The organism is Leifsonia sp. 466MF, from assembly GCF_900100265.1.
Taxonomy (GTDB): Bacteria; Actinomycetota; Actinomycetes; order Actinomycetales; family Microbacteriaceae; genus Leifsonia.
The window spans coordinates 2,175,892-2,201,418 of the sequence record NZ_LT629696.1; the positions used below are offsets into that span (position 1 = coordinate 2,175,892).

The 25,527-nt window shown below is 70.3% G+C and carries 20 protein-coding genes and 1 pseudogene; 6 read left to right on the forward strand and 15 right to left on the reverse strand.

All coding sequences use genetic code 11. The features are described 5' to 3' along the window. Positions 1–137 precede the first annotated feature (137 nt). The 3 genes from BLR91_RS10395 to BLR91_RS10405 all read right to left on the reverse strand — a co-directional run bounded on the left by BLR91_RS10395 (position 138) and on the right by BLR91_RS10405 (position 3,949). Positions 138–1,268: a branched-chain amino acid aminotransferase gene (locus tag BLR91_RS10395; RefSeq protein WP_089875399.1), complete on the reverse strand. Its 1,131-nt coding sequence runs from the start codon at positions 1,266–1,268 to the stop codon at positions 138–140. Positions 1,269–1,293: 25 nt separating this feature from the next. After that, a complete protein-coding gene (locus BLR91_RS10400) occupies positions 1,294–2,349 on the reverse strand; it encodes a 3-isopropylmalate dehydrogenase (RefSeq protein WP_089875398.1) in 1,056 nt (351 codons plus the stop codon). Between the two features lie 73 nt (positions 2,350–2,422). Beyond that, a complete protein-coding gene (locus BLR91_RS10405) occupies positions 2,423–3,949 on the reverse strand; it encodes an MFS transporter (protein ID WP_089875397.1) in 1,527 nt (508 codons plus the stop codon). Between the two features lie 59 nt (positions 3,950–4,008). Here BLR91_RS10405 and BLR91_RS10410 point away from each other — a divergent pair, with 59 nt between their 5' ends. Beyond that, a complete protein-coding gene (locus BLR91_RS10410) occupies positions 4,009–4,647 on the forward strand; it encodes a TetR/AcrR family transcriptional regulator (protein ID WP_157694642.1) in 639 nt (212 codons plus the stop codon). Between the two features lie 72 nt (positions 4,648–4,719). On the opposite strand, the gene serA is transcribed toward BLR91_RS10410, so the two are convergent. After that, positions 4,720–6,312, reverse strand: coding sequence for a phosphoglycerate dehydrogenase (serA, locus tag BLR91_RS10415; RefSeq protein WP_018190582.1), 1,593 nt, complete (start codon positions 6,310–6,312; stop codon positions 4,720–4,722). A gap of 147 nt (positions 6,313–6,459) precedes the next feature. Here serA and BLR91_RS10420 point away from each other — a divergent pair, with 147 nt between their 5' ends. Further along, on the forward strand, positions 6,460–6,843 hold the full coding sequence (locus BLR91_RS10420; protein ID WP_089875396.1) for a DoxX family protein: 384 nt from the start codon (positions 6,460–6,462) through the stop codon (positions 6,841–6,843). Positions 6,844–6,864: 21 nt separating this feature from the next. Here the strand turns inward: BLR91_RS10420 and BLR91_RS10425 are convergent, their stop codons facing one another. The 9 genes and pseudogenes from BLR91_RS10425 to BLR91_RS10465 form a co-directional block, all read right to left on the reverse strand. Continuing rightward, entirely contained in the window at positions 6,865–7,596 is a 732-nt protein-coding gene (locus BLR91_RS10425; RefSeq protein ID WP_089875395.1) for a copper homeostasis protein CutC, read from the reverse strand. Positions 7,597–7,671: 75 nt separating this feature from the next. Beyond that, a pseudogene (gene ilvC, locus BLR91_RS10430) lies at positions 7,672–8,715 on the reverse strand (ketol-acid reductoisomerase); the annotation flags it as partial. A 45-nt stretch (positions 8,716–8,760) separates the two neighbouring features. Next, on the reverse strand, positions 8,761–9,270 hold the full coding sequence (gene ilvN, locus BLR91_RS10435; RefSeq protein ID WP_026307135.1) for an acetolactate synthase small subunit: 510 nt from the start codon (positions 9,268–9,270) through the stop codon (positions 8,761–8,763). Positions 9,271–9,272: 2 nt separating this feature from the next. Beyond that, the gene (locus tag BLR91_RS10440; protein WP_442911254.1) at positions 9,273–11,087 is read right to left on the reverse strand and encodes an acetolactate synthase large subunit; all 1,815 of its coding nucleotides are present in this window, start codon (positions 11,085–11,087) and stop codon (positions 9,273–9,275) included. 44 nt (positions 11,088–11,131) lie between these two features. Beyond that, positions 11,132–12,826, reverse strand: coding sequence for a dihydroxy-acid dehydratase (gene ilvD / locus BLR91_RS10445; protein WP_018190576.1), 1,695 nt, complete (start codon positions 12,824–12,826; stop codon positions 11,132–11,134). 72 nt (positions 12,827–12,898) lie between these two features. Next, entirely contained in the window at positions 12,899–13,723 is an 825-nt protein-coding gene (gene otsB / locus BLR91_RS10450) for a trehalose-phosphatase (RefSeq protein WP_089875393.1), read from the reverse strand. 52 nt (positions 13,724–13,775) lie between these two features. After that, a complete protein-coding gene (otsA, locus tag BLR91_RS10455; RefSeq protein ID WP_089875392.1) occupies positions 13,776–15,248 on the reverse strand; it encodes an alpha,alpha-trehalose-phosphate synthase (UDP-forming) in 1,473 nt (490 codons plus the stop codon). A gap of 161 nt (positions 15,249–15,409) precedes the next feature. Then, positions 15,410–16,327, reverse strand: a complete 918-nt coding sequence (locus BLR91_RS10460; protein ID WP_089875391.1) for an SGNH/GDSL hydrolase family protein — start codon at positions 16,325–16,327, stop codon at positions 15,410–15,412. A gap of 35 nt (positions 16,328–16,362) precedes the next feature. Next, positions 16,363–17,049, reverse strand: a complete 687-nt coding sequence (locus BLR91_RS10465; RefSeq protein WP_020075056.1) for a TetR/AcrR family transcriptional regulator — start codon at positions 17,047–17,049, stop codon at positions 16,363–16,365. Between the two features lie 120 nt (positions 17,050–17,169). Here BLR91_RS10465 and BLR91_RS10470 point away from each other — a divergent pair, with 120 nt between their 5' ends. Next, on the forward strand, positions 17,170–20,100 hold the full coding sequence (locus BLR91_RS10470; protein ID WP_089875390.1) for an MMPL family transporter: 2,931 nt from the start codon (positions 17,170–17,172) through the stop codon (positions 20,098–20,100). Continuing rightward, positions 20,100–21,977: a YhgE/Pip family protein gene (locus tag BLR91_RS10475; RefSeq protein WP_089875389.1), complete on the forward strand. Its 1,878-nt coding sequence runs from the start codon at positions 20,100–20,102 to the stop codon at positions 21,975–21,977. Before BLR91_RS10470 ends, BLR91_RS10475 begins: the two co-directional genes overlap by 1 nt. 78 nt (positions 21,978–22,055) lie before the next feature. Here the strand turns inward: BLR91_RS10475 and BLR91_RS10480 are convergent, their stop codons facing one another. Then, on the reverse strand, positions 22,056–23,210 hold the full coding sequence (locus BLR91_RS10480) for an SLC13 family permease (protein ID WP_089875388.1): 1,155 nt from the start codon (positions 23,208–23,210) through the stop codon (positions 22,056–22,058). A gap of 62 nt (positions 23,211–23,272) precedes the next feature. Here BLR91_RS10480 and BLR91_RS10485 point away from each other — a divergent pair, with 62 nt between their 5' ends. Together BLR91_RS10485 and BLR91_RS10490 are read left to right on the forward strand one after the other, a co-directional pair. Next, positions 23,273–23,491, forward strand: coding sequence for a hypothetical protein (locus BLR91_RS10485; protein ID WP_018190568.1), 219 nt, complete (start codon positions 23,273–23,275; stop codon positions 23,489–23,491). Between the two features lie 129 nt (positions 23,492–23,620). Further along, the gene (locus tag BLR91_RS10490) at positions 23,621–24,082 is read left to right on the forward strand and encodes a hypothetical protein (RefSeq protein WP_089875387.1); all 462 of its coding nucleotides are present in this window, start codon (positions 23,621–23,623) and stop codon (positions 24,080–24,082) included. 58 nt (positions 24,083–24,140) lie between these two features. Here the strand turns inward: BLR91_RS10490 and BLR91_RS10495 are convergent, their stop codons facing one another. Further along, a complete protein-coding gene (locus tag BLR91_RS10495; RefSeq protein ID WP_197674294.1) occupies positions 24,141–25,517 on the reverse strand; it encodes a glucose-6-phosphate dehydrogenase in 1,377 nt (458 codons plus the stop codon). Between the last annotated feature and the right edge of the window lie 10 nt (positions 25,518–25,527).

A 25,527-nucleotide genomic window follows, 5' to 3' on the forward strand; every position in this document is an offset into this window, starting at 1 on the left:
GGGTTCGGCCCGAGGGCATCGCGTTCCGGCGGTATGTGAAAGGGAGGAGTCTGCGGCCGAACCGGCCGCAGACTCCTCCCTTTCACGCGAAACACCGACGGACGGACCGCGAACTCCTCCGTCCGCACAAGTCAGAACTACGCGTCGAGGCGGTACATCCAGTTGTGGCGGTCGCGCTCGCGGCCGTACTGGATGTCCGTCAGCTCCTGGCGCAGCGACATGGTCAGCTCTCCGGGAGGCGCGGTGATGTCGCCTACGGTGAACGTGTCCGACTTGAGCTCGCCGATCGGGGTGATCACCGCGGCCGTGCCGCACGCGAACACCTCGACGATGTCGCCCGACTCCACGCCGTCGCGCCACTCGTCGAGCGTCACCTTGCGGCGCTCGACGGCGTGGCCGCGGTCGCGGGCCAGCTGCAGCACCGAGTCGAGGGTGATGCCCTCGAGGATGCTGTCGGACTCGGGCGTGACCAGCGTGCCGTCCTTGCGCACGAGCACCACGTTCATCCCGCCGAGCTCTTCGAGGTACTTGCCCTCGACCGAGTCGAGGAAGAGCACCTGGGCGCAACCGTGCTCGTACGCCTCCGACTGCGGGAGCAGGCTCGAGGCGTAGTTGCCGCCGGTCTTGGCCGCACCCGTCCCGCCCTTGCCGGCGCGCGACCAGCGGTCGGACAGCAAGATGGACACCGGGGCGACGCCGCTCGGGAAGTACGCGCCCGCCGGGCTCGCGATCAGGTAGTACGCGACCTTGTTGGCCGGGCGCACACCGAGGAACGCCTCCTTGGCGAACATGAACGGCCGGAGGTACAGGCTCGTCTCCGGCGCGTCCGGCACCCAGTCGCCGTCGACGGCGATCAGCTGCTTGATCGAGTCGAGGAAGTGCTCCACCGGCAGCTCGGGGAGCGCGAGGCGGTAGGCCGAGCGCTGCATGCGGGCGGCGTTCGCCTCGGGACGGAAACCCCAGATCGAGCCGTCCTCGTGGCGGTACGCCTTCAGGCCCTCGAAGATCTCCTGCGCGTAGTGGAACACCGCGGCCGACGGCTCCAGCTGGATGGGGCCGTAGGGCGAGACACGCGGACGGTGCCAGCCGCCCTTGGCCGACCAGCAGATGTCGGCCATGTGGTCGGTGAAGTGGTTGCCGAAGCCGGGGTCCGCGAGGATCTCGGCCCGGGTCGCCGCGTCTCGGGCGGCGTCGTTGCGGGTGACGTTCCAGAGCAGGCCCGAGGTCTCGGTGGGTCCGCTGGTGAGGGAGATGCTGGTCGAAGTCATGACAGGTCCTTTATGCGACGGTGAATCAATTCTGCGCCACTCGCGCGGCGATCGCTGCGCCGATCTCGGAGGTCGTTCGCGCAGCGCCCGTGCGGGCGGCGAGGTCGGCGGTCACCGCCTGTTCCACGCGTTCGGCGAGCTCCTTCTCGCCGAGGTGGCGGAGCAGGAGCGCCGTGGAGAGGATGGCGGCGGTGGGGTCGGCCTTCTGCTGGCCGGCGATGTCGGGGGCCGATCCGTGAACCGGCTCGAACATGCTCGGAAAGGCCCCGGCCGGGTTGATGTTGCCCGAGGCCGCCAGCCCGATACCGCCGCTGATCGCGGCCGCGAGGTCGGTGAGGATGTCGCCGAAGAGGTTGTCCGTGACGATCACATCGAATCTAGCAGGATCCGTGACGAGGAAGATCGTCGCGGCGTCGACGTGGAGGTAGTCGACCGTGACGTCGGGATGCTCGGCGGCCACCGCATCCACGATCCGCTTCCACAGCGAGCCCGCGAAGGTGAGCACATTGGTCTTGTGCACGAGCGTCAGCTTCCGCCTCCGCTGCGCGGCCTGCTCGAACGCGTAGCGCACGACGCGCTCGACGCCGTAGGCGGTGTTCACCGAGACCTCGTTGGCGATCTCGTGGGGCGTGCCCTGCCGGATCGCGCCTCCGTTGCCGACGTACGGACCCTCTGTACCCTCGCGCACGACGACGAAGTCGACATCGCCGGGGTTCGCGAGCGGGCTGGCGATGCCCGGGAAGAGCGTCGTCGGGCGGAGGTTCACGTAGTGGTCGAGGGAGAACCGCAGCTTCAGCAGGAGCCCCCGCTCGATGTTCGCGCCCGCCAGGCGGGGATCGCCCGGGACACCGCCGACCGCTCCGAGCAGGATGGCGTCGTGCGCCTGGATGGACTCCAGGTCGGCATCCGTCAGGACGTCGCCCGTCGCCAGGTAGCGGTCCGCCCCGAGCGAGAAGTGCGTCTTCTCGAATGAGAGCCCGCTCCCCTCCGTCACCGCGTCGAGCACCGTGACGGCCTCGGCGATGACCTCCGGACCGATTCCGTCCCCGGGGATGACGGCGAGCTTGACGGTACGGGACATGACACTCCTGCGCTGGTCGATGGGCGGAACCGGTAGTGCCACCCTATCGCCGCGCCACGACATCCACCCGCGCTCAGGAGCGCACGTGACGCAGGGTGATGAGGGCGACGAGCGCGGCGCTCGCCACCAGGACGATGCCGATCACCGCGGTGACCCCGACGCCGCTGTCGAACGCGGCGCGCGCCGAGGCCAGCAGCTGCTCGCCGAGCGGGCCCGGCAGGCCGGCCGCGACGGTGACCGCGCCGCCCAGGGTCTCCCCCGCGGCGTCGGCCTGCGCGGCGGTCAGCCCCTCCGGGACGACGAGCGTCGCCCGGTACGAGGCCGTGATCAGTGTGCCGAGCGTCGCCGTGCCGAGCACGGCGCCCAGCTCGTACGCCGTCTCCGACACCGCCGACGCGGCGCCGGCCTTGGCTGCGGGAGCGGTCGAGATGACGAGCTCGTTCGAGACCGTCTCAGCCCCGCCGATCCCCGCGCCCAGGAGGACGAAGGCGGCCAGCAGGATGCTCCACGGCGCTCCCCCGCCGGTCAGCGCGACCAGCAGGTAGCCCGCGGCGGAGAGCGTCAGCCCGCCCGCGATCACGACACCCGGCCGGACGCGGCGGGCGATCGGGACGACGACGAGGCCGGCGACGATCATCGTGAGGAGGCCCGGCACCAGCACGAGCCCCGACTGCAGCGGCGTCAGCCCGATCACGAGCTGCAGGTGCTGCGAGACGAAGAACAGGAAGCCGACGAGCGACACCACGCTCAGCAGGTTGACCACGACGGCTCCGCTGAAGGCGGGTCGCGTGAACAGCCGCATGTCGAGCATCGGAACAGGGCGCCGCAACTGCCGCCGCACGAACAGGAAGCCGCAGCCGGCGCCGAGCGCGATCGCCAGCACCGCGACCGGCGAGAAGCCGTCGACCGCCAGCGCCTTGATGCCGTAGACGATGGGCGCCATGGTCAGGAGCGAGAGGACGATGCCGGGCACATCCACCGGACCGGGCGCCGGGTCGCGCGACTCGCGCACCAGCAGGGGTGCGAGCACGAGCAGCGGGATGAGGACGGGCACCGCCAGCAGGAACACCGAGCCCCACCAGAAGTGCTCGAGGAGCACCCCTCCGACGATCGGGCCGAGCGCGGAGCCGGCCGCGAAGCCGGACGCCCAGATCGCGATCGCGAGGCGGCGCTGCTCGCGGTCGAGGAAGACGCTCCGCAGCAGCGACAGGGTGGACGGCATCAGCATGGCGCCGAAGACGCCGAGCGCGGCCCGGGCTGCGATGAGCAGCTCGGCGGTCGGGGCGAAGGCGGCGACGGCCGACACGGCGGCGAAGCCGGTGGCGCCGATGAGCAGCAGCCGTCGGCGGCCGATGCGGTCGCCGAGGCTGCCCATCGCCACGAGCAGGCCGGCGAGGACCAGCGGGTAGATGTCGACGATCCACAGCATCCCGGTCGCCGACGGGCGCAGCGCCTCGGAGATCGCGGGCAGGGCGAAGCTGAGCACGGTGTTGTCGACGGAGACGAGCAGCGTCGGCAGCATGAGGACGCCGAGCGCCGCCCAGCCGCGCACGCCCGCACGCGTGATCGCCGGGGCCGGGAGGGTCGGTGTCGTGGTCATGCGGACTACTGTACCGTCTGGACGGTACAGCATCAAGGCGATGCGGCTACCATGGGGTCATGCCGCCTGCCGCAGCGCCCTCCTCCCCCGCTCCGCGCGAGTCCGCCGCACCCGCTGCGGCCACGGCCGCCGCAGCTGCTGCGATCACGCCGTCGGGCGCTCGGGTCTCCGCCCGCGACCGCGTGCTCGACGCCTTCGAGGAGCTGCTCGCCGAGCAGAGCGAGCGTGCCGCGACCCTCGACGCCGTCGCTGCCCGCGCCGGGGTCTCCAAGGGCGGGCTGCTCTACCACTTCGCCTCCAAGGAGGCCCTGGCGGCGGGCGTGCTCGACCGCTTCGCCGCGCTCATCGACGAGGATGTCGCCGCGATGCGCGCAGCGCCGGACGGCCCCGTTGACTACTTCCTCCGGACGTCGATCCCGACGGACTCGCGCTTCGAGCGCGCGATTGTGGCGATCGCCCGGCTCGCGCAGGCAGCCGACCCTCAGGCCCGGGATGCGCTCGCCCGCGCACAGCGGCGCTGGCTGGAGGTGCTGCAGGAGGCCGTCGGCGATCCGCTGGTCGCGCGCACCATCATGCTGATCGGCGACGGGATGTACTACAACACGGCGCTGCTCCCTGCGGCGAACAACGTGCTGCGCGACGAGACGGACATCGACGACCTGGTCGCCCTGATCCGCCGGTTCGCCGGCGACGTCTGAGCGCACGCGGAGCTCAGCCCGGCTGGCGCGAGGCGGCCTCCGACTGTAGCGGCCGGAGACCCGCGACACCGATCAGGACTCGGTGATGTCGATCTCCTGCATCAGGTCGGCGTCGATCGCGAGCCGCACCTTCTCGAGCAGGCCGTCCGGCACGCGTGAGTCGACGGTGAGGACGCTGAGCGCCTTGCCGCCGGCCGACGTCCGCGCGACCTGCATGCCCGCGATGTTGATCGCGGCCTCGCCGAACTCGCGGCCGTAGACCGCGACGATGCCCGGGCGGTCGTCGTAGACCATGACCACGAGGTGCTCGGCGACCGGAACCTCGACGTCGTAGCCGTTGATGCCGACGATCTTCTCGATCTGCTTGGGCCCGGTCAGGGTGCCCGACACGGAGATCTGCGAGCCGTCGCTGAGCGCGCCGCGCAGGGTGATCAGGTTGCGGTACTCCTCGCTCACCGAGTCGGTGATGAGGCGCACCTCGATGCCGCGCTGGTCGGCGAGCAGCGGTGCGTTCACGTACGACACCGTCTCGCTGACGATGTTGGTGAAGATGCCCTTGAGCGCAGCGAGCTTCAGCACGCTGACGTCGTAGTCGGCCAGTTCGCCGCGCACCTCGACGTCGACGCTCGTCACCGGGCTGCTGGCGAGCCCGGAGAACACCTGGCCGAGCTTCTCGACCAGCGGGATGCCGGGACGCACGTACGGGTCGATGACGCCGCCGGCGACGTTCACCGCGTCGGGCACGAGCTCGCCCGACAGCGCCAGCCGCACGGAGCGCGCGACCGAGACGCCCGCCTTCTCCTGTGCCTCGTCGGTGGAGGCGCCCAGGTGCGGTGTCACGACGACGTTCTCGAGCGCGAGCAGCGGCGAGTCCTGCGGCGGCTCCGAGACGAACACGTCGAGGCCGGCGCCGGCGATCGTGCCGGTGGTCAGGGCGCGGTAGAGCGCATCCTCGTCGATCAGGCCGCCGCGGGCGACGTTGACGATGAAGGCCGTCTTCTTCATCAGAGCAAGCTGGTCGTCGGAGATCATGCCGGTCGTCTCTGGTGTCTTCGGCATGTGGATGGTGATGAAGTCGGACTGCGCGAGCAGCTCGTCGAGGGTGACGAGCTGGACGCCGAGCTGCTGCGCCCGCGCGCTCGTGACATAGGGGTCGTACGCGATGACGTTGGTGCCGAACGACTGCAGGCGTGCGGTGATGAGCGCGCCGATCCGGCCGAGGCCGATGATGCCGATCGTCTTCTCGTACAGCTCGACGCCGGTGTACTTCGAGCGCTTCCACTGCCCCTGCGCGAGCGCGTTGTGCGCGGCCGGGATGTGGCGCGCGAGACTCAGGATGTGACCGACCGTCAGCTCCGCGGCCGAGATGATGTTCGACGTGGGCGCGTTGACGACCATCACGCCGGCATTGGTCGCCGTCTTGATGTCGACGTTGTCGAGCCCGACGCCCGCGCGGGCGATGACCTTCAGCACCGGTGCGGCCGCGATGACCTCGGCATCGACCTTGGTCGCGGAGCGCACCAGGATGGCGTCGGCGTCGGCGACCGCCGAGAGGAGCGCCGGCCGGTCGGTCCCGTCCACCGAGCGGATCTCGAAGTCGGGCCCCAGGGCGTCGACGGTGGCGGGCGAGAGTTCTTCGGCGATCAGGACGACCGGCTTTGTCACGTGGCAGTTCCTTACAGAGTGCGAGGGCTGGCTTGGGAGGACTGCGCCACGGTCGGTGGGGCGCGGAACGGCTTAACTCTAGCGGGACGCCACCCCCGCCTTTCGCCGCGTTACGCCCGCCTGTGGACAACCGCAGGGGAGGATGGCATGGTGACACTTCTCGAGATCGCACAGCTCATCGTCCGCATCCTGCTCGCGGTGGTGTTCGTCGCGATGGGGACGCTGCACTTCGTTCCGGGGCCGGCTCGCGGCATGGCGGCGATGGTCCCGCCGGCCCTGCGGGTGGTGCGTCCGGGCCTCCTGGTGGCGTTCACCGGCGTCTGCGAGATCCTCGGCGGCATCGGGCTCCTGATCCCGGCCACGCGCGTCCCCGCCGCCCTCTGCCTGGCGGTCTTCCTGGTGGCGGTCTTCCCGGCCAACGCCTACGCCGCAGGCAAGACCGAGCGGTTCGGCGCGTTCGCGACGCCCCTCGTCCCGCGCCTCGTCCTGCAGATCGTGCTGATCGCGCTCTGCGTGTTCTGCGCGCTGTAGCCGCATGTTCAGCGGAGCGCCTCAGCGCCGACGCATCGCCGTCTCCACCGCCGCACGGACGATCCGGGCATCCGTGATGTCGTAGGTCGCCGCGCCTCCGCCCGGGCCGCTGGGCGACCCGTGCACCGCGTCGCGCGCAGACAGGTGCACCGCATCCACCCCGGTCGCCACGATGTCGGGGATGTCGTCGACGCGCACTCCCCCGCCCGCCATCACCTGCACCCGGCCGCCAACGCGGTCCGTCAGCTGCCGCAGCATCCCGACGCCGTCGATGCTGCGCTCCGCGCCTCCGGAGGTGAGGATGCGCGCGACGCCGAGCTCCGCCAGCCGCTCCGCCGCACGCACCGGGTCCGGCGCGACGTCGATCGCGCGATGGAACGTCACGCTGAGCGGGCCGGCCGCGTCGACGATGGCCGCGACGGCCTCCGCATCGACGGCCCCGCTGTCGTTCAGCGCGCCGACGACCACGCCCGCAGCGCCGGCCTCGCGGGCGAACCGCACATCGGCGACGGTCAGCGCCACCTCGTCGGCGTCGTAGACGAACCCGCCGCCGCGCGGGCGGACCAGCACGTGGACGAATCCGTCACGACCTGTGTCGCGCGCCTCGGCGACCGCGCCGGCGATCAGGGCCGCGGAGGGCGTGAGCCCGCCCATCCCGAGCGCGCTGCACAGCTCGACCCGGTCGGCTCCCCCCGCCAGCGCGACGCGAACGCCGACGACGTCCTGCACGGCGATCTCGACGGCGATGCCCATGTGGCTCCTGACGCAGAAGGGTGCCGCACGCGTCGCGTGCGGCACCCTGAGACTACTGCGTGGTGCGTGCTGCGATCAGCGCGCGACCTCGCCGTCGACGTAGTCGTCGTCGTTCGACGCGTTCCACGCGAAGAGCTTGCGCAGCTCGCGGCCGGTGGCCTCGATGGGGTGCTGCTCGCCCTTCTTGCGGAGGGCCAGGAACTCCGGCGCGCCGGCGTCCTGGTCGGCGATGAAGCGCTTGGCGAAGGTGCCGTCCTGGATGTCGGAGAGCACCGCCTTCATGTTCTCCTTCACGTGCGGGTCGATGACGCGCGGGCCGGAGACGTAGTCGCCGTACTCGGCCGTGTCGGAGACGCTCCAGCGCTGCTTGGCGATGCCGCCCTCCCACATGAGGTCGACGATGAGCTTGAGCTCGTGCAGCACCTCGAAGTAGGCGACCTGCGGCTGGTAGCCGGCCTCGGTCAGGGTCTCGAAGCCGTACTGGACGAGCTGCGAGACACCGCCGCAGAGCACGGCCTGCTCGCCGAAGAGGTCCGTCTCGGTCTCCTCGGTGAACGTGGTCTTGATGCCGCCGGCGCGGAGGCCGCCGATCGCCTTCGCGTACGAGAGCACGAGCGGCCAGGCGTTGCCCGACGCGTCCTCCTCGACGGCGACGATGACGGGGACGCCACGGCCGGCCTCGTACTCGCGGCGCACCGTGTGGCCCGGGCCCTTCGGGGCGACCATGATCACGTCGACGCCCTCGGGCGCCTCGATGTAGCCGAAGCGGATGTTGAAGCCGTGCCCGAAGACGAGGGCGTTGCCCTCCTGCAGGTTGTCCTTGATGTCGTCGGCGTACAGGTGACGCTGCACCTGGTCCGGCGCGAGGATGACGATGACGTCGGCCCAGGCCGCGGCGTCGGAGGCACTGAGGACGCGGAAGCCCGCCTCCTCGGCCTTCGGCTTCGACTTCGAGCCCTCCTTCAGGCCGATGACGACCTCGACGCCCGAGTCGCGGAGGTTCTGCGCGTGCGCGTGGCCCTGCGAGCCGTAACCGATGACGGCGACCTTCTTGCCCTGGATGATCGAGAGGTCCGCGTCGTTGTCGTAGTAGATCTCAGCCACTGCTGCTTCTCCTTGCTTGTTGGTTCGTGCGTGAAATGGTCGGCTCGCCGTGCGGCGGGCTCAGTTCCGGAAGACGCGCTCGGTGATGGACTTGCCGCCGCGGCCGATCGCGAGGAGGCCCGACTGGGCCATCTCCTTGATGCCGTACGGCTCGAGCACCTTGAGCAGCGCCTGCGTCTTGCCGCTGTCGCCGGTGACCTCGATCACCAGCGCATCCGTCGCGACGTCGACGACGCGGGCGCGGAAGAGGTTCACGGCCTCGAGCACCTGCGAACGCGTGGAGTTGTCCACCCGCACCTTGATGAGCAGGTGCTCGCGCTGCACCGACTGCGCGGGGTCGAGCTCCACGATCTTGATGACGTTGATCAGCTTGTTGAGCTGCTTGGTCACCTGCTCGAGCGGGAGGTCCTCGACGTCCACCACGACGGTGATGCGCGAGAGGCCGTCGACCTCGCTCGTGCCCACCGCGAGCGAGTGGATGTTGAAGCCGCGACGGGCGAACAGCCCGGCCACGCGGGTCAGCAGACCCGGCTTGTCCTCCACGAGGAGGCTCAGAACGTGCGTGCTCATGGTCACTCCCCTCCGAACGACGGGCTGTGGTCGCGGGCGTACTGGACGTAGCTGTTGCTGACGCCCTGCGGGACCATCGGCCACACCATGGCGTCGGCGCTGACCACGAAGTCGATCACGACGGGGCGATCGTTGGTCTCCAGCGCCAGCTTGATGGCGGCGTCGACCTCCTCCTCCTTGGTGACGCGGATGCCGAGGGCGCCGTACGCCTCGGCCAGCTTCACGAAGTCGGGGACGCGGACGGTGTCGTGGCCCGTGTTCAGGTCGGTGTTGGAGTAGCGCCCGTCGTAGAACAGGGTCTGCCACTGCCGCACCATCCCGAGCGACGAGTTGTTGATGATCGCCACCTTGATGGGGATGTTGTTGATCGTGCAGGTGGCGAGCTCCTGATTGGTCATCTGGAAGCAGCCGTCGCCGTCGATCGACCAGACCACGCGGTCCGGCTGGGCGACCTTCGCACCCATGGCAGCGGGGACCGAGTAGCCCATGGTCCCGGCTCCGCCCGAGTTCAGCCACGAGTTGGGGCGCTCGTACTTGATGAACTGGGCAGCCCACATCTGGTGCTGGCCCACGCCCGCCGTGTAGATGCCCTCGGGCCCGGTGAGCTCACCGATCCGCTGGATGACGTACTGCGGGGCCAGCAGGCCGTCGCTGGTGGCCGAGTACCCGAGCGGGAACTCCTCGCGGAGTCCGTTCAGGTAGGTCCACCACTCGACGAGGTCGGGCTTGGCGGAGCGGGTCGCGTCCTGGAACGCGGCGGTCAGATCGACGATGACGTCCTTGGCATCGCCGACGATGGGGACGTCGGCGACACGGATCTTGGAGATCTCGGCAGGGTCGACGTCGACGTGCACGATCTTCGCGTTGGGCGCGAACAGGGAGGTGTTGCCGGTGACGCGGTCGTCGAACCGCGCGCCGAGCGACACGATGAGGTCGGACTCCTGGAGGGAGAGCACGGCGGGCACCGTCCCGTGCATGCCGGGCATGCCGAGGTGCTGCTTGTGCGTGTCCGGGAAGGCGCCGCGCGCGGTCAGCGTGGTGACGACGGGGGCGCCCGTCGCCTCGGCGAGTTCGAACAGCTCCTGCGACGCGCGGGCGCGGATCACTCCGCCGCCCACATAGAGCACCGGCTTCTTGGCCTCGGCGAGCAGCTGGGCCGCTGCCAGGACCTGCTTGCCGTGCGCCTTGGTGATCGGCCGGTAGCCCGGCAGGTCGACCTTCGGCGGCCACACGAACGGGGCGGTGTTCTGCTGCGCGTCCTTGGTGATGTCGACGAGGACGGGGCCAGGACGACCGGTGCCGGCGATGTGGTACGCCGCTGCGATCGTCGCGGGGATGTCCTCGACGTCCTTCACCAGGAAGGAGTGCTTGGTGATCGGCATCGTGATGCCCACGATGTCGGCCTCCTGGAACGCGTCCGTGCCCATCAGCGTGGAGAAGACCTGGCCGGTGATGAACACGACGGGGACGGAGTCCATGTGCGCGTCCATGATCGCCGTGACGAGGTTGGTGGCTCCGGGGCCGGAGGTCGCCATGGCGACACCGACTTTGTTGGACGCCACCGCGTAGCCCTCGGCGGCGTGGCCGCCGCCCTGCTCGTGACGGACGAGGATGTGACGGATCCGGGTGGAGTCCATGATCGCGTCGTAGATGGGGAGGATGGCACCCCCGGGGAGCCCGAAGACGTCGGTGACGCCGAGGAGCTCGAGGGTGCGGACGACCGACTGCGAGCCGGTCAGGATCTCGGGCGACGCCTTGGACGGCGTCGCGGACGGCAACACACTGCTGGGGGTTGCATCCGTGGACATGCCTGTCATCAGTCCTTACATACTGCGGTGGTGGGTGGTGGTGCGAACGGCCCCTACCCGGTGACGGCTCCTTCAGCTGCGGAGCGCACGAGCTTGGAGAACTTCGCGAGAACGCCACGGGTATAGCGCGGGGGAAGAGGCGCCCAGCCCTCACGGCGGGCGGTCAGCTCAGACTCGTCGACAAGTAGGTCGAGGGAGCGAGCCGCGATATCGACCCGTATCAGATCACCATCGCGCACGAAGGCGATGGGACCTGCGTCCACCGCTTCGGGTGCTATGTGGCCGATGCACAGGCCGGTTGTGCCGCCTGAGAATCGTCCGTCCGTCAATAGTAGTACATCCTTGCCGAGGCCTGCGCCCTTGATGGCGGCGGTGATGGCGAGCATCTCGCGCATGCCCGGGCCGCCCTTCGGGCCCTCGTAGCGGATGATCACGACATCGCCGGCCTTGATGCTGCCCTCGGTGAGGGCGTCCATGGCGGCACGCTCGCGCTCGAAGACCCGTGCGGGGCCCTCGAACACCTCGGCGTCGAAGCCGGCGGTCTTGACGACGGCGCCCTCGGGGGCCAGCGAGCCCTTGAGGATGGTGATGCCGCCGGTGGGGTGGATGGGGTTGTCGAGCGAGCGCATGACCTCGCCGTCCGGTGCGGGCGGGTTGATCTCGGCGAGGTTCTCGGCGACGGTCTTGCCGGTGACGGTGAGGCAGTCGCCGTGCAGGAGGCCCGCGTCCAGCAGCGCCTTCATGACGACCGGGACGCCGCCGTGACGGTCGACGTCGTTCATGACGTACTTGCCGAACGGCTTCAGGTCGCCGATGTGCGGCACCTTGTCGCCGATGCGGTTGAAGTCGTCGATGGTGAGGTCGACCTCGGCCTCGTGCGCGATCGCGAGCAGGTGGAGGACGACGTTGGTCGAGCCGCCGAACGCCATGGCGACGGCGATGGCGTTCTCGAACGCCTCCTTCGTCAGGATGTCCCGCGCGGTGATGCCCTTCTTGAGAAGGTTCACGACGGCCTCGCCCGAACGGTGCGCGTAGTAGTCGCGGCGGCGGTCGGCCGAGGGCGGCGCGGCCGAGCCCGGAAGGCTCATCCCGAGCGCCTCGGCGACGGAGGCCATGGTGTTGGCGGTGTACATGCCGCCGCACGCGCCCTCGCCCGGGGCGATGGCGCACTCGATGCGCTTGAGGTCCTCTTCGCTCATCTTGCCGGCCTTGCACGCGCCGACCGCCTCGAAGGAGTCGATGATCGTGACGTCCTTCTCCGTGCCGTCGGAGAGCTTCACCCAGCCGGGGGCGATCGAGCCCGCATAGAGGAACACCGCGGAGAGGTCGAGGCGGGCGGCCGCCATCAGCATGCCGGGGAGCGACTTGTCGCATCCCGCGAGCAGGACGGTGCCGTCGAGGCGTTCGGCCATCATGACGGTCTCGACCGAGTCGGCGATGACCTCGCGCGACACGAGCGAGAAGTGCATGCCCTCGTGGCCCATCGAGATGCCGTCGGAGACGGAGATGGTGCCGAACTGGAGCGGGTACCCGCCGCCCGCGTGGACGCCTTCCTTGGCGCCCTGCGCGAGTCGGTCGAGGGAGAGGTTGCAGGGGGTGATCTCGTTCCAGGAGCTGGCGATGCCGATCTGCGGCTTCTCCCAGTCTTCATCACCCATGCCGACGGCGCGGAGCATCCCGCGGCTGGTGGTGGCTTCGATCCCGTCCGTGACGACGCGCGAACGCGGCTTCCAATCGACTTCTGGCATGGAACAACTCTAGGACGTCTCGAATGCCGCTCCGACCATGCGTCCCGTGCCTGGGGAGAGCTCGCGAAGGCGTCAGTCTGTGGACGAGTTCGTGTGCGCCTCGCGCGCCTGCGCCAGCAGGCCCAGCAGGGTGGCGATCGCGCGCTCGTCCGCGACCCGGTACTGCGCGGCCGTCTCGCCCGTCCCGACCTTGATGCCCACGTCGCCGCGCTCGGGGTGCAGCACAGCGAAGCCGTCTTCGTCGGTCACGTCGTCGCCGGCGAACAGCACCGCGGTCGCGTGCGTGTACTCGCGCAGGCGCTCGACGCCGTCGCCTTTGTTCGCGCAGCGCACGGAGAACTCGATGATGTCCTTGCCGTCGCGGATGGTGAGGCCGTCGCTGACCGCCGCAGCGGCCTCGCGGGCGCGGGCGACGACCTCCGGTCCTCGCTCGGCGGCCACGAGGCGGTAGTGCACGCCGAAGCCGACCGGCTTGATCTCGAGCTTGGTGCCGGGGATGTCGTCCACGAGCGCCTGCAGCGTCTCGCCGAGCCGCCCCAGGGTCTCCTGCTCCTCCGGGCTCAGGTCGAGGGAGACGCCGTCGCGGCCGAAGCGGATCTCGACGCCGTGCGAGCCGATCAGCAGCGCGTCCTCGTCCGCCTCCGTGACGGTCTCGAGGCTCGACAGCGGGCGGCCGGAGACGTACGCGACCCAGGTGTCCGGCAGGTGCTCGAGCCGGTCGAGCGCGGCCTTCGACTCGGGCAGCGCCCGGGCGCCTCGCGGCACGTCCACGAAGGGGGCCAGTGTCCCGTCGAAGTCGAGGGCGAGCAGCAGTCGGTCGGCACGCGCCAGCTCCTGCAGGGCCGACGCGAGGGCGATGGCGGAGGCGGGCGGGCGGTGCGAAGCGGTGTCGGTCATGCGTCTTTCCTGCAGGGAGTGGGGCGAGGGATGCGGCTCAGCGCCGGCCGGTTCAGCGCCGGTTGACCGGCGGGTTCTGCAGCGGGTGGTCGCCGTGCGCGCTGCGGGTCAGCGCGTCGAGGAAGGACGCGGACCAGCGGGCGACGTCGTTCGTCAGCACCTTCTTGCGCAGGGCGCGCATCCGCCGCGTGCGATCTCGCCGCGGCATCGCGAGCGCCTGCAGGACGGTCTCCTTGAGGCCCTCGATGTCGTGCGGGTTGATGAGGAGCGCCTGCCGGAGCTCGTCGGAGGCGCCGGCGAACTCGCTCAGGACGAGCACGCCGTCCTCGTCCACCCGGGTCGCCACGTACTCCTTCGCGACGAGGTTCATGCCGTCTCGGAGCGCCGTGACGAGCATGACGTCGGCGGCGAGGTACAGCGCCACCATCTCCTCGCGCGGGTAGCCATGGTGGAGGTACGCGATCGCGGTGTGGCCGAGGGTGGAGTAGTCGCCGTTGATGCGGCCGACGGTCAGCTCGATCTCGTCACGCAGCTGCCGGTAGGTCTCGACGCGCTCCCGGCTGGGGCTGGCGACCTGGACGAGCGTGACGTCCTCCGCGTTCAGCCGGCCCTCTTCGAGCAGCTCGCCGAAGGCCTTGAGCCGGTGACCGATCCCCTTCGTGTAGTCGAGGCGGTCGACGCCGAGCATGATCTTCTCGGGGTTGCCGAGCTCCTCGCGGATCTCACGGGCGCGGGCCTGGATCTCCGGCTTCCGCGCGAGCTCCTGGTACTGGTCGGCGTCGATGGAGATCGGGAACGCGCGGGCGAGGACCGTGCGCACCAGGCCGCCGCGGCGGTCGGTGGTGACGTGTCGGTGCGAGCCGGCCTCCGGGTCGTCCGTGTCGATCGGCACCTCGATGATGGGGCCGCGCGTCTCGAAGCCCTTCAGGCGTCGGACGGCGCGCGAGAAGTTGCCGGCGTCGGCGACGCGCTGGAAGCCGATCACGTCTGCTCCGAGCAGGCCGTCGATGATCTGGCGGCGCCAGGGCAGCTGCGAGTAGATGCCGTACGGCGGGAACGGGATGTGGTTGAAGAAGCCGATCACGAGGTCCGGCCGCAGCTCGCGCAGCATCGCGGGGACGAGCTGCAGCTGATAGTCGTGCACCCAGACGACGGCGCCGGGCGCCGAGACGGAGGCGGCGGCCTGGGCAAACCGGCGGTTGACCTTCACGTAGGTCTCCCACCACTCGCGGTGGTAGCTCGGCTGCGCGATGACGTCGTGATACAGCGGCCACAGGGTGTCGTTGGAGAAGCCCTCGTAGTACTCCTGCAGCTCCTGATCGGACAGCGGGACGGGCAGGATGTTGATGCCGCCGGCCTCGAAGGGCTCGATCTCCTCCCCCGCGACGCCGGCCCAGCCGATCCAGATGCCGTCCTGCGACCGCATCACCGGCTCGAGCGCCGCCACCAGGCCGCCGGGCGAAGGCCGCCAGTCGGCGTTACCGCTCTCGTCGATCACCCGGTCGACGGGCAGTCGGTTGGACACGATGACCAGGTCGTACGTGTCGTCGTTCTCGGTGGTGCTCGCGGCGGTCGTCGTCGATTCAGGCGTTGCGGTGATGGTGGGTCAACTCCCTCGAGGGGTCGGGACGTGGACACCAGCCAGGGTACCAGCGTCCTCCGAGCCCCCTCAGGGGGCGTTCGCGGCTAGTGCGCCTTCCCGAGCAGCTGGATGAGCCGGCTCGCGTATTCGGCGTATCCGGCGCCGGTGGGGTGGAAGACGTCCGGGCCGGTCGTGTTGAGCCACGGCTTCCGATCGCCGATCGCGTGTCCGGCGAAGTCGACGGGAAGGTAGGTCATCGCCTTGCCGGCCGCCCTCTGTTCGTCGACCGCCTGGCGGATCACCTCGTTCAGCCCGAGCGTCGCGGCATTGATCGCCGCCGCCGTGCCGAAGTCGGGTGCGTTCGGGTCGGACGCGTCGTACAGGAGGGTGTAGCCGGTCACGACGATGCGCGCGTTGGGCGCGGACTGCGCGATCGCGCTGTAGACCGTGTCGAGCCGGTCGGGCAGCACGTTCAGCAGCGAGAGGGCGGCCGTGACCTCGTTGCGGCACGCCGTGGCCTTGCCCGCCGCGCAGTCCCCTGCGATCGCGGCGACGCCGAGGTCGTTGCCGCCGATGCTGACGGTCACGAGGTCCGTACGGTCGTCGAGCGCGATCAGCTGGTGCTTCAGGAGGTCGGAGGTGGTGGCCCCGGCGCAGGCCGCGTTGACGACGAGGTCGATGCCGGCGTCGCGCGCGAACACGGTGGGATAGGCGCGCGGGCTCAGCCGGCACTTCCCCTTCTCGTCGCCGCCGCCCATGCCCGCGGCGAACGAGTCGCCGAGGGCGACGTACCGGGTGGATGCGGTGAGCGGCTCCTTGGGGAACGGGTCGGGAGTCGCCGTCGGCGTCGGGACGGCGGTCGACTCGGCATGCGGCGTGTCGGCGCTGGTCGGCGCGGACGAGCACGCCGTCAGGACCGTGAGGACGGCCGCCGCGGCGAGCAGTGCGACCGAGCAGAGCACACGCGAGGAGCGCGGCGCGCGCAGGGGCGCACGGGAGGTCCGGGATGCTTCGGGTCGCATCCCATCGAGGGTAGTCGCCGACGCTTGGCGAACGCTCAAACGCGCTCGGTCAGCGCCAGCAGGATCGCGGGAACCGACTCGGACAGCCGCTCGGTGAACGTCCGCTCGTCCCCGGCGAGCACCGCGCGGGCCTCGCCGCTCGCGCACAGCTCGGCGATCACGCGGACGGCCTCCTCCGGGGCGATCGTGAAGCGGCGCCGCGCGCTCGCGAGCGCTTCGACGACGATCTCGGTGAGGTCGGCGAAGAACTCGTCGTGATAGCGGAGGTAGTCGGCGGCGATGGCGTGGTCGCGGAGCGCCATGAGCTGGAACTCGGCCTGCACGAGCCACCATCGCCGGTCGTCGGACTGCAGCTCAAGGATGTGCGTGATGGTCTGCAGCACATCCTCGTCGGAGAGCCCGGCTCCCCCGGCACCGACGAGCGGTGCCAGGAACTGCGCGACGCCGGTGTTCAGCTGTTCGAGCCGCATGGTCTTCTCGCGCTCCATCAGCGCGAAGAACAGCTCCTCCTTGCTGGAGAAGTTGGAGTAGAACGCGCCGCGGGTGAAGCCGGCCGCCTCGGCGATCGTCTCGACGCTGGCGGCGCGGACGCCCTGCTCCGCGAACACGTCGAAGGCCGCGTCGAGCAGGCGCGCGCGGGTGCGTTGACGCCGCGCCGACTCGGCCGGGATGTCCTCGGGAACGCCGGTGGTGACGCCCTCGCTGAGAGTCGTGCTGTCCAAGCTGAAACCTTCCTGAAGGAGCTATCGATACAGGAGTGTATCCGATACGGTCGTGTACGGATACAAAGGTGTATCGAACCGCTCCTCACCCCTTTTCGGTACTCATCCACTGGAGAACGCGTGTCCTCGCTCCTGTATTCGGTCGGCCGGTGGGCCTACCGCGCCCGCGCCCTCGTCGTCATCGTCTGGATCGGCCTGCTGGCCCTCCTCGGCGGCGGCGCTCTCCTCTTCAATCAGGGCACGGACAACAGCTTCAGCATTCCGGGCACCGAGTCGCAAGAGGCACTCGACACGCTGAGCCGCACCTTCCCGCAGGTCAGCGGCACCACCGCCCAGATCGTCGTGGTCGCGCCGGACGGCCAGACGGTGGACGACAGCGACATCAAGCAGCCGATCGAGGACACGGTCGACCAGCTGAAGGACGTCAATGGTGTCTCCGGCGTCAGCTCGCCCTACTCCACTCAGGTCAAGAACCTGATCTCCGACGACCGCTCGGCGGCCATCATCACGGTCCAGTTGAAGGGCCAGATGACCACGGTCACCGACGCCACCAAGACGGCCGTCAAGGATGCGGGGGCCGATCTGGCGAAGCAGCTGCCGGACGGCTCGAAGTCGGCCGTCGGCGGTCAGCTGTTCTCGCAGAACCTGCCGACACTCTCGGTCATCGAGCTCGTCGGCGTGCTCATCGCGCTCGTCGTGCTCATCCTGACGTTCGGCTCGTTCCTCGCGGCCGGGATGCCTCTGCTCACCGCGATCCTGGGCGTCGCCATCTCGATGTGCCTGATCTTCATCGCGACGCTTTTCGGCTCCATCTCGTCGACCACGCCGATGCTCGCCCTGATGCTCGGCCTGGCCGTCGGCATCGACTACTCGCTCTTCATCATCTCCCGGCACCAGGCGCAGCTGAAGTCGGGGGTGCCGCCGGAGGAGTCCGCCGCGCGGGCGGTTGCGACGGCCGGATCCGCCGTGCTGTTCGCCGGCATCACGGTCATCATCGCCCTGGCCGGCCTCGCCGTCGCCAACATCCCGTTCCTCACCACCATGGGCATCGCGGCATCCGTCGGCGTCGCGGTCGCCGTGCTCGTCGCACTGACCATGACGCCCGCGCTGCTCGGCTTCGCCGGGGCGCGGCTCACGCCGGGTCGCCGGAAGGCGGCGCGCGCCGCGAAGCGCGGGGCGACGGCGGCTGCGGTCGAGGGGGCGACGGAGGCTGGAACGGCACAGGCCGCTCCTTCCGCCGCGGACTCCCCCGAACCCGTGGATGCCTCCGTGGATGCGTCCGCCCCGTCGTTCGCCCACGCCGCGAAGGCCGACATCCCGCCCGGGTTCTTCCGCGGCTGGGTGCGTGCCGTCATCCGCTTCCCGATCGTCACCGTGGTCGCCGTCATCGTCGCCCTGGGGATCGCCGCCCTTCCCGCCCTGCAGCTGCGGCTCGCGCTTCCGGACGCCGGCTCGCAGCCCGAGGGCGCTCCGGCGCGCGTCGCCTACGACCTCGTCTCCGACCACTTCGGCCCCGGTTACAACGGTCCCCTGATCGTCACCGGCTCGATCATCTCCAGCACCGACCCGGTCGGTCTGATGACGAAGATCGGGGATGAGATCGCCGACCTCCCCGGCGTCGCCTCCGTCCCGCTCGCCACGCCGAACGCGACCGCCGACACCGGCATCGTGCAGGTCGTCCCGACCACCGGGCCGAACGACCAGAAGACCGCCGACCTGGTCGCCGAGATCCGCGCGAAGCACCAGCACTTCCTCGACGAGTACGGCGTCGACCTCAAGGTCACCGGCAACACCGCCGCCCAGATCGACGTGTCGTCGCGGCTGGCCGGCGCGCTCCTGCCCTTCGGCATCCTCGTGGTCGGGCTCTCCCTCATCCTGCTGACGATGGTGTTCCGCTCGATCGCGGTCCCGATCAAGGCCGCACTGGGCTACCTGCTCTCGGTCGGCGCCGCGTTCGGAGCGGTCACGGTCGTGTTCGAGTGGGGCTGGCTGGCCGACCTGCTGCACGTCGACAAGACCGGGCCGATCATCTCGTTCATGCCGATCATCCTGATGGGCGTGCTGTTCGGGCTCGCGATGGACTACGAGGTGTTCCTGGTCAGCCGCATGCGCGAGGACTACGTGCACGGCGGCGACGCCCGGCGCGCCATCCAGAGCGGGTTCGTCAGCTCCGCCAAGGTCGTCACCGCGGCCGCGATCATCATGATCTCTGTGTTCGCCGCCTTCGTCCCGGAGGGCGACGCGTCCATCAAACCCATCGCGCTCGGCCTCGCCGTCGGCGTGTTCGTCGACGCCTTCATCGTCCGGATGACGCTCGTCCCGGCGGTGCTGCAGCTGCTCGGCGAGAAGGCGTGGTGGATGCCGCGCTGGCTCGACCGCATCCTCCCCTCGTTCGACGTGGAGGGCGACGGCCTGCAGAAGGAGCTGGAGCTCGCGAACTGGCCGGTGGGCGGGCAGAACCTCGTCGCCGCGGCCGACGGGCTGACCGTCAGCACCCGCAAGCGGCGCCTGGTGGGCGACGTGTCCTTCCGGCTCGCCGACGGCGAGGTGCTCGTCGTGCACGGCGACGACCGCACGGCGGCCGTCGCGCTGCTGATGGCCGTCACGGGCCGCACGCCGGTCGACGGCGGAACCGTCAAGGTCGCGGGCCTGGTGCTGCCCGTCCGGGGCGCCGCCGTCCGCTCGCGCACCGCCATCGTGCGGCTGGATGCGGCCGAGACGCCGGTGGAGGACCTCCGCCACGCGCTCGCCGGCCGCCCGCAGCTGCTGGCCCTCGACGCCGTCGACTCCGTCACCGACCCGATCGAACGCCGCCGCATCCGGGCAGAACTGACCGCGGCGCTGAGCCGCGCCCGGGTCGAGGAGCGCCCGTTCGCGCTCGTCGTCAGCTGCGTCGAGCCCGCGGGCCTCGACGATCTGCTGCCCGAGAGCGCCGAACCGACCGAGGTCGACCTCTCTGCCGGCCCCGGCCCGCGCGCCGTCACGGCTCCCGACCTCACCGACCCCGACCGCGCCGAGCACGGCGCCCACCTCGAGAAGACGAACGCCTGATGACCACCCCCTCCTCCCGCCTCCGCCGCCCGCGTTCGCTGTTCTCGCTGGAGCGCATGCGCTCCGACAAGCGCGTCACCTGGCTGACGATCGTCGGCCTCCTGCTCGTCCCCATCACCATCGGCGGGCTGCTCGTCTGGGCGCTGTGGAACCCGACCGAGCGCCTGCACGACGTCAAGGCGGCCGTGGTGAACCTCGACCAGCCCGTCACGGTGAACGGGCAGACGGTGCCGCTCGGCCGTCAGCTCTCCGCCGGCCTCCTCGACTCCAAGAACGACAACTTCACCTGGGTGCTGACGGACAAGAAGGATGCCGACAAGGGCATCAACAGCGGCGAGTACGTGTCGGTGGTCACCATCCCGGAGAACTTCTCGAAGGCGGCGACCTCGACCGCGGGAGCCGCGGCCGACGCCACGCAGGCCACCATCGACGTCCGCACCAGTCCCGACTCGAAGCTGGTCGACCCGGCCATCAGCCAGGCGGTCACGACGACGGCGACCTCCGTGCTCAACAAGCAGCTGACCTCCACGTACATCGAGAACGTCTACGTCGGCTTCAACACCCTCGGCGAGCAGCTCGGCAAGGCGGCGACGGGCGCCGACCAGCTCGCCGGCGGCCTGACACAGCTGGCGAGCGGCACGCACCAGCTCGCGGACGGCGCAGCGCAGCTCTCGACGGGCGCGTCGTCGCTCGCCGACGGAATCTCGCAGCTGTCCGACGGAACATCGGGGCTCGCCGACGGGCTGAACACGCTCGCGTCCAACGGCGCGGCGGTCGACGGAGGTGCACAACAGCTCGCGGGGACGGCCGCCACGATGTCCTCCAGTCTCACCACCGCGACGAACGGGATCAATGCGGCCGTCGCGCAGAACTGCGCGCCGCCGGCCGACCCCGCCGTGGGCGCCCTGTGCGCCCAGCTGTCCGCGCAGCTGAAAGACCTCAACACAGCGCAGGCCTATGGAGCCGGACTCGCATCGGGCACGCAGACCTTCGCCGGCCAGCTCGGGCAGTACACCGGCGGGGTATCGCAGTCGGCGTCCGGCGCGCAGCAGCTGGCGAGCGGCGCATCCCAGTCGGCGGACGGCGCGCAGCAGTTCGCGACCGGCGTGAAGCAGCTCAGCGACGGCATCCCCGCCCTCGCCTCCGGCGCCGACCAGTCCGCCTCCGGCGCGTCGTCGCTCGCCTCGGGCCTGCACACCGCGGTCAAGCAGCTCCCGAGCTACGACAGCGGCGAGCGGACCAGCCTCGCGAAGGTCGCGGCCGAGCCGGTCACGCAGAAGGCCTCCGGCGAGACCGCGTTCGGCACGGCGAGCATCCCGCTGTTCGCCTCCGTCGCACTGTGGCTCGGTGCGCTCGCCACATTCCTCGTGCTCCAGGCGCTCTCGCGCCGCGCGCTGCTGACCTCGCGCGCGGCCGGACGCATCGCGCTCGACGGATTCCTCCCCGCCGCAGCACTCGGCGTCGTGCAGGGCGTGCTGGTCGCTGCCGTGCTGGCACCGGCGCTCGCGGTCGACGCGGGCCACTGGTTCGGCTTCGCCGGACTCGCGGCCGCCGCCGGCATCGCGTTCGCCGCGGTCAACCACGGCCTGGTCGCCCTCCTCGGCGGTGTCGGACGGTTCCTGTCGATGCTGGTCGTCGTGGTGACCCTCGCCTCGGGCATCGTGTCGACCGCTCCCGGTTTCTTCGACGCCGCCCTCCCCTGGCTGCCGACCGCACCGGCCATCACCGCGCTGCAGGGGGCGATCGACGGCTCGGCGGACGCCTGGCGTGGCCTGGGCGGGCTCCTGCTGTGGGCCGCATTCGGGTTCGCCCTCGCGCTGATCGCCGTCGCCCGACGCCGGGTCGTGCGCGCAGCGCAGCTGCTGCCGGCCGAGTAGCCGCATCCGTGGGGCGCGACGCGCCGTTATCGCCGGGCGATAACGGCGTGTTGCGGCCCACAGACCGTCGGGGCCGGGCTAGACGGTCAGCGAGAGCGCCAGGGTCGCGAGGACGACCGTGACCGGCGCCACGATCAGCCCGAGGAGCATGTACCGGCTCCAGCGGATCTCCACGTCGAACGACGTCAGCCGCTGGTGCCAGAGCAGGGTCGCGAGCGACGCCCACGGCGTGATCAGCGGACCTGCGTTGACGCCGATCAGCAGCGCCGCCAGCCGCGCAGGGGTGTCGGCCACCGGCTCCAGAGCCAGGTATGCGGGCAGGTTGTCGATGGCGTTCGCGCCGACCAGCCCGGTCAGCGACAGGCGCAGCAGGGCCAGCGGCGACTCCCCCGTGCCCGAGACCGTCGCCATGAGCGTGGCGAGGCCGGCTGCGTGGAGCGCCTCGATGAACAGGAAGAGGCCGGAGGCGAGCAGCACCAGTTGCCAGGGCACCAGCCCGAACCGCAGCACCTGCCGGCGGCGGAACAGGAAGACCACGCCGAGGACGACCGCGGCGATGCTCGTCGGCAGCCACACCGGCAGACCCGAGACGAGAAGCGGGACGAGCGCGACGACCACGGCGCCGGAGATCCAGAACAGCACCGGGTCCTCGATGCCGTCCTCCTCGCCCGTCTCGTACCGGACCAGCAGCGACTTCCGCGCGATCACGAACACGACGACCATCGGCACGATCATCGCCACCAGCGCGGGCGCCAGCATGAGGGCCGCGAAGGCCGCAGGGGTGGGGTCGCCCATGGCGTGCTGGGCCAGCAGGTTGGTGAGGTTGGAGACCGGGAGCAGCAGGGATCCGGCGTTCGCCATCCACACGGTCGTCAACGCGAACGGCAGCGGGTTGAGCCCGGCGTGCCGCGCCATGACGATGACCACGGGCGTGAGCAGCACCGCTGTGGTGTCGAGCGACAGGAAGATCGTGCTGAGCGCGGCGACCACGACGACCAGCAGCCAGAGCACCCAGGCGCGCCCCCGCCCCCAGCGCGCCGTCTGCTGCGCGAGGACGGTGAAGACGCCGGCTTCCGCCGCGAGTTCCGTCACGACCGTGATGGCGACGACGAACAGCAGGATGGGCCACACGCGGTCCCACAGCTCGACGGCCTCAGGGACGGGCAGCAGCCCGGTGGCCACGGCGATTCCGCCGAGCACGAGGAGCACGGCGCCCACGATCGCGGTGCGCATCCTCCTCCTCCCGGTCCCGACTTTGGAAGCGTACGCTACGGGACGACCCCGAAAGGACCGGCATGCGCAAGTACCTCTTCAACGGAGCCGTGATCAGTGCGGCGATCGGCCTGTGGACCACCATCCAGTCGTCCAAGAGCGGACCGCGCGACTGGCGCATCCCGCTGATGTGGATCAACGCGGCGATCTCGCTGACGCTGGCGATCGGAGCGGTGCTGCAGGAGTCGAAGGAGGCGTCCGAGCGCGAATCCACCCCCCTCGGTTCGCGAAAAGGGCGTTGACCCGCTGATTTCCGCCGAAATCCCCGGCGTGTTGCGCCGTGTCGCAACACATGTGTCCAGGACACTTGTATACAACGGTGAACCTGGAAGGGGTGCGCGATGTTTGGTCGGAGGCGACACGCTGCGGCAGTGCCGGCGGCTCCTGTTCCGCAGCTGACGGACGCCCAGATCCTCGAGCTCGTGCACACCAAGGTGGCGGAGCTCATCGGCGAGAAGGGCGAGTGGACTGTGGTCCGCCGCGCTCACGACGACACCGACACCATCTTCCACTCGATCCTCGCCCAGTCGGTCTCGGTCGGCATCGCCGCCGCGATCGCAGAGGCCCGTCGTCGTCTCGAGGCCGGTGAGAGCCTCACCGAGCCGCAGCACCTGGCCGCGGCCGTCGCGGACGAGCCCGTCGTCGTCACGGCCGAGGTCGTCGAGACCGCGGCCGCCGCACCTGTCGTCGAGACCGCTGCCGCAGAGGTTGCGACGCCGGAGGCCGAGCCCGCCGCCTTCGGCTGGGAGCCCGCGCCGATCACGCAGTGGACGGACCTCCGCAAGCCGGTCACCGGCGAGTTCCCGGTCGTCTCGCACCGCTCCGCGGCCTGAGCCGGCCGGATCGGTCCACTCCCCGATCGACCCACTCCCGGATCAGCCCACTCCCCGATCAACTCAGCGGCGCCCAGTCCTCCGGACCCTCCGACCCTGCCGGATACTCCTCCAGCGGCACGCGATCGTCGTGCCACGCGGTCAGCACCGGCTCCACGATCCGCCAGCACTCCACGGCCGTGTCCGCGCGCACCGACAGCGACGGGTCCCCGTCGAGGATGCCCTCCAGCACCTCGCCGTAGGCCAGCAGCGCACCGGGACCGAAGTCGGCGGTCAGACTGGCACGCTCCAGCTCGTACGGGTTGTCGGTGCCGTTGATGTTGATGTCCAGGGACATCGAATCCGGGGCGAACATCAGCCGCAGCTGGGCCGGCTCGGTCGCGCCCTTCAGCCCGGTCGGCACGTGCTGGGCCGGCACGAAGGTGATGACCATCTCGCGTCGGCGGCTGCCGAGGGCCTTACCCGACCGGAGGGTGAACGGCACGCCCTTCCAGCGCCACGTGTCCACCTGCAGCGTGACCTCGGCCAGGGTCTCCGTCTCCCGCTTCGGGTCGACGCCGCTCTCGTCGGCGTAGGCCGGCAGGGTCTTGCCGTCGATCTCCCCCGCCGCGTAGCGGGCTCGCCTGCTCGCAGTCACCGGGTCGCCGCCCCACACCTTCGTCGCACGCAGCACCAGCTGCTTGGCGTCGCGCAGGTCCGCCTCGCCCAGCGTCGACGGCGGCTCCATGGCCAGCACCGCCATGACCTGCAGCAGGTGGCTCTGGATCATATCGATGAGGGCGCCGGCGCCGTCGTAGTAACGCGCGCGTCCCTCCAGGGCCAGCGTCTCGTCGTAGACGACGTCGACGCGCTCGATGTGCAGACCGTCCCAGAGCGGCTCCAGGATGCTGTTCGCGAACCGCACGCCGAGGATGTTGAGCACGCTGGAACGCCCCAGGAAATGATCGACGCGGTGGATCTGGTCCTCCGGGACGAGCTTCGCCAGCTGCGCGTTCAGGCGGATGGCGCTCTGGCGGTCCGTGCCGAACGGCTTCTCGAGGGCCAGCGTGAGACCCTTCGGCAGGTCGAACGTGCCGAGCGCGTCGCACGCCTTCGCCGTCACGGCCGGCGGAAGGGCGAAGTACAGCGCCGGGACGCCGTCCACACTCGCGAGAAGCGACTTCAGGTCGTCCGCGCTCGTGGCGTCGCCCTTCACATAGCGGGTGCCGGCGAGCAGACGCTCCACCGCATCCCCCTTCGCGTCGACCGTCGCGAACGACGTCGTGACGATCTTCCGCCACGCGTCGTCGTCGAGGTCGTCACTGCTCGAACCCACCAGGGCGAACGCGCGATCCGGCTGATCGGTGAGCAACTGTCCGATGGCGGGGAGCAGGAGCCGTGACGTGAGGTCGCCGGATGCTCCGAGAATCACAAGAGTGTCCACGGACTGCGTCATGCCGTTCACA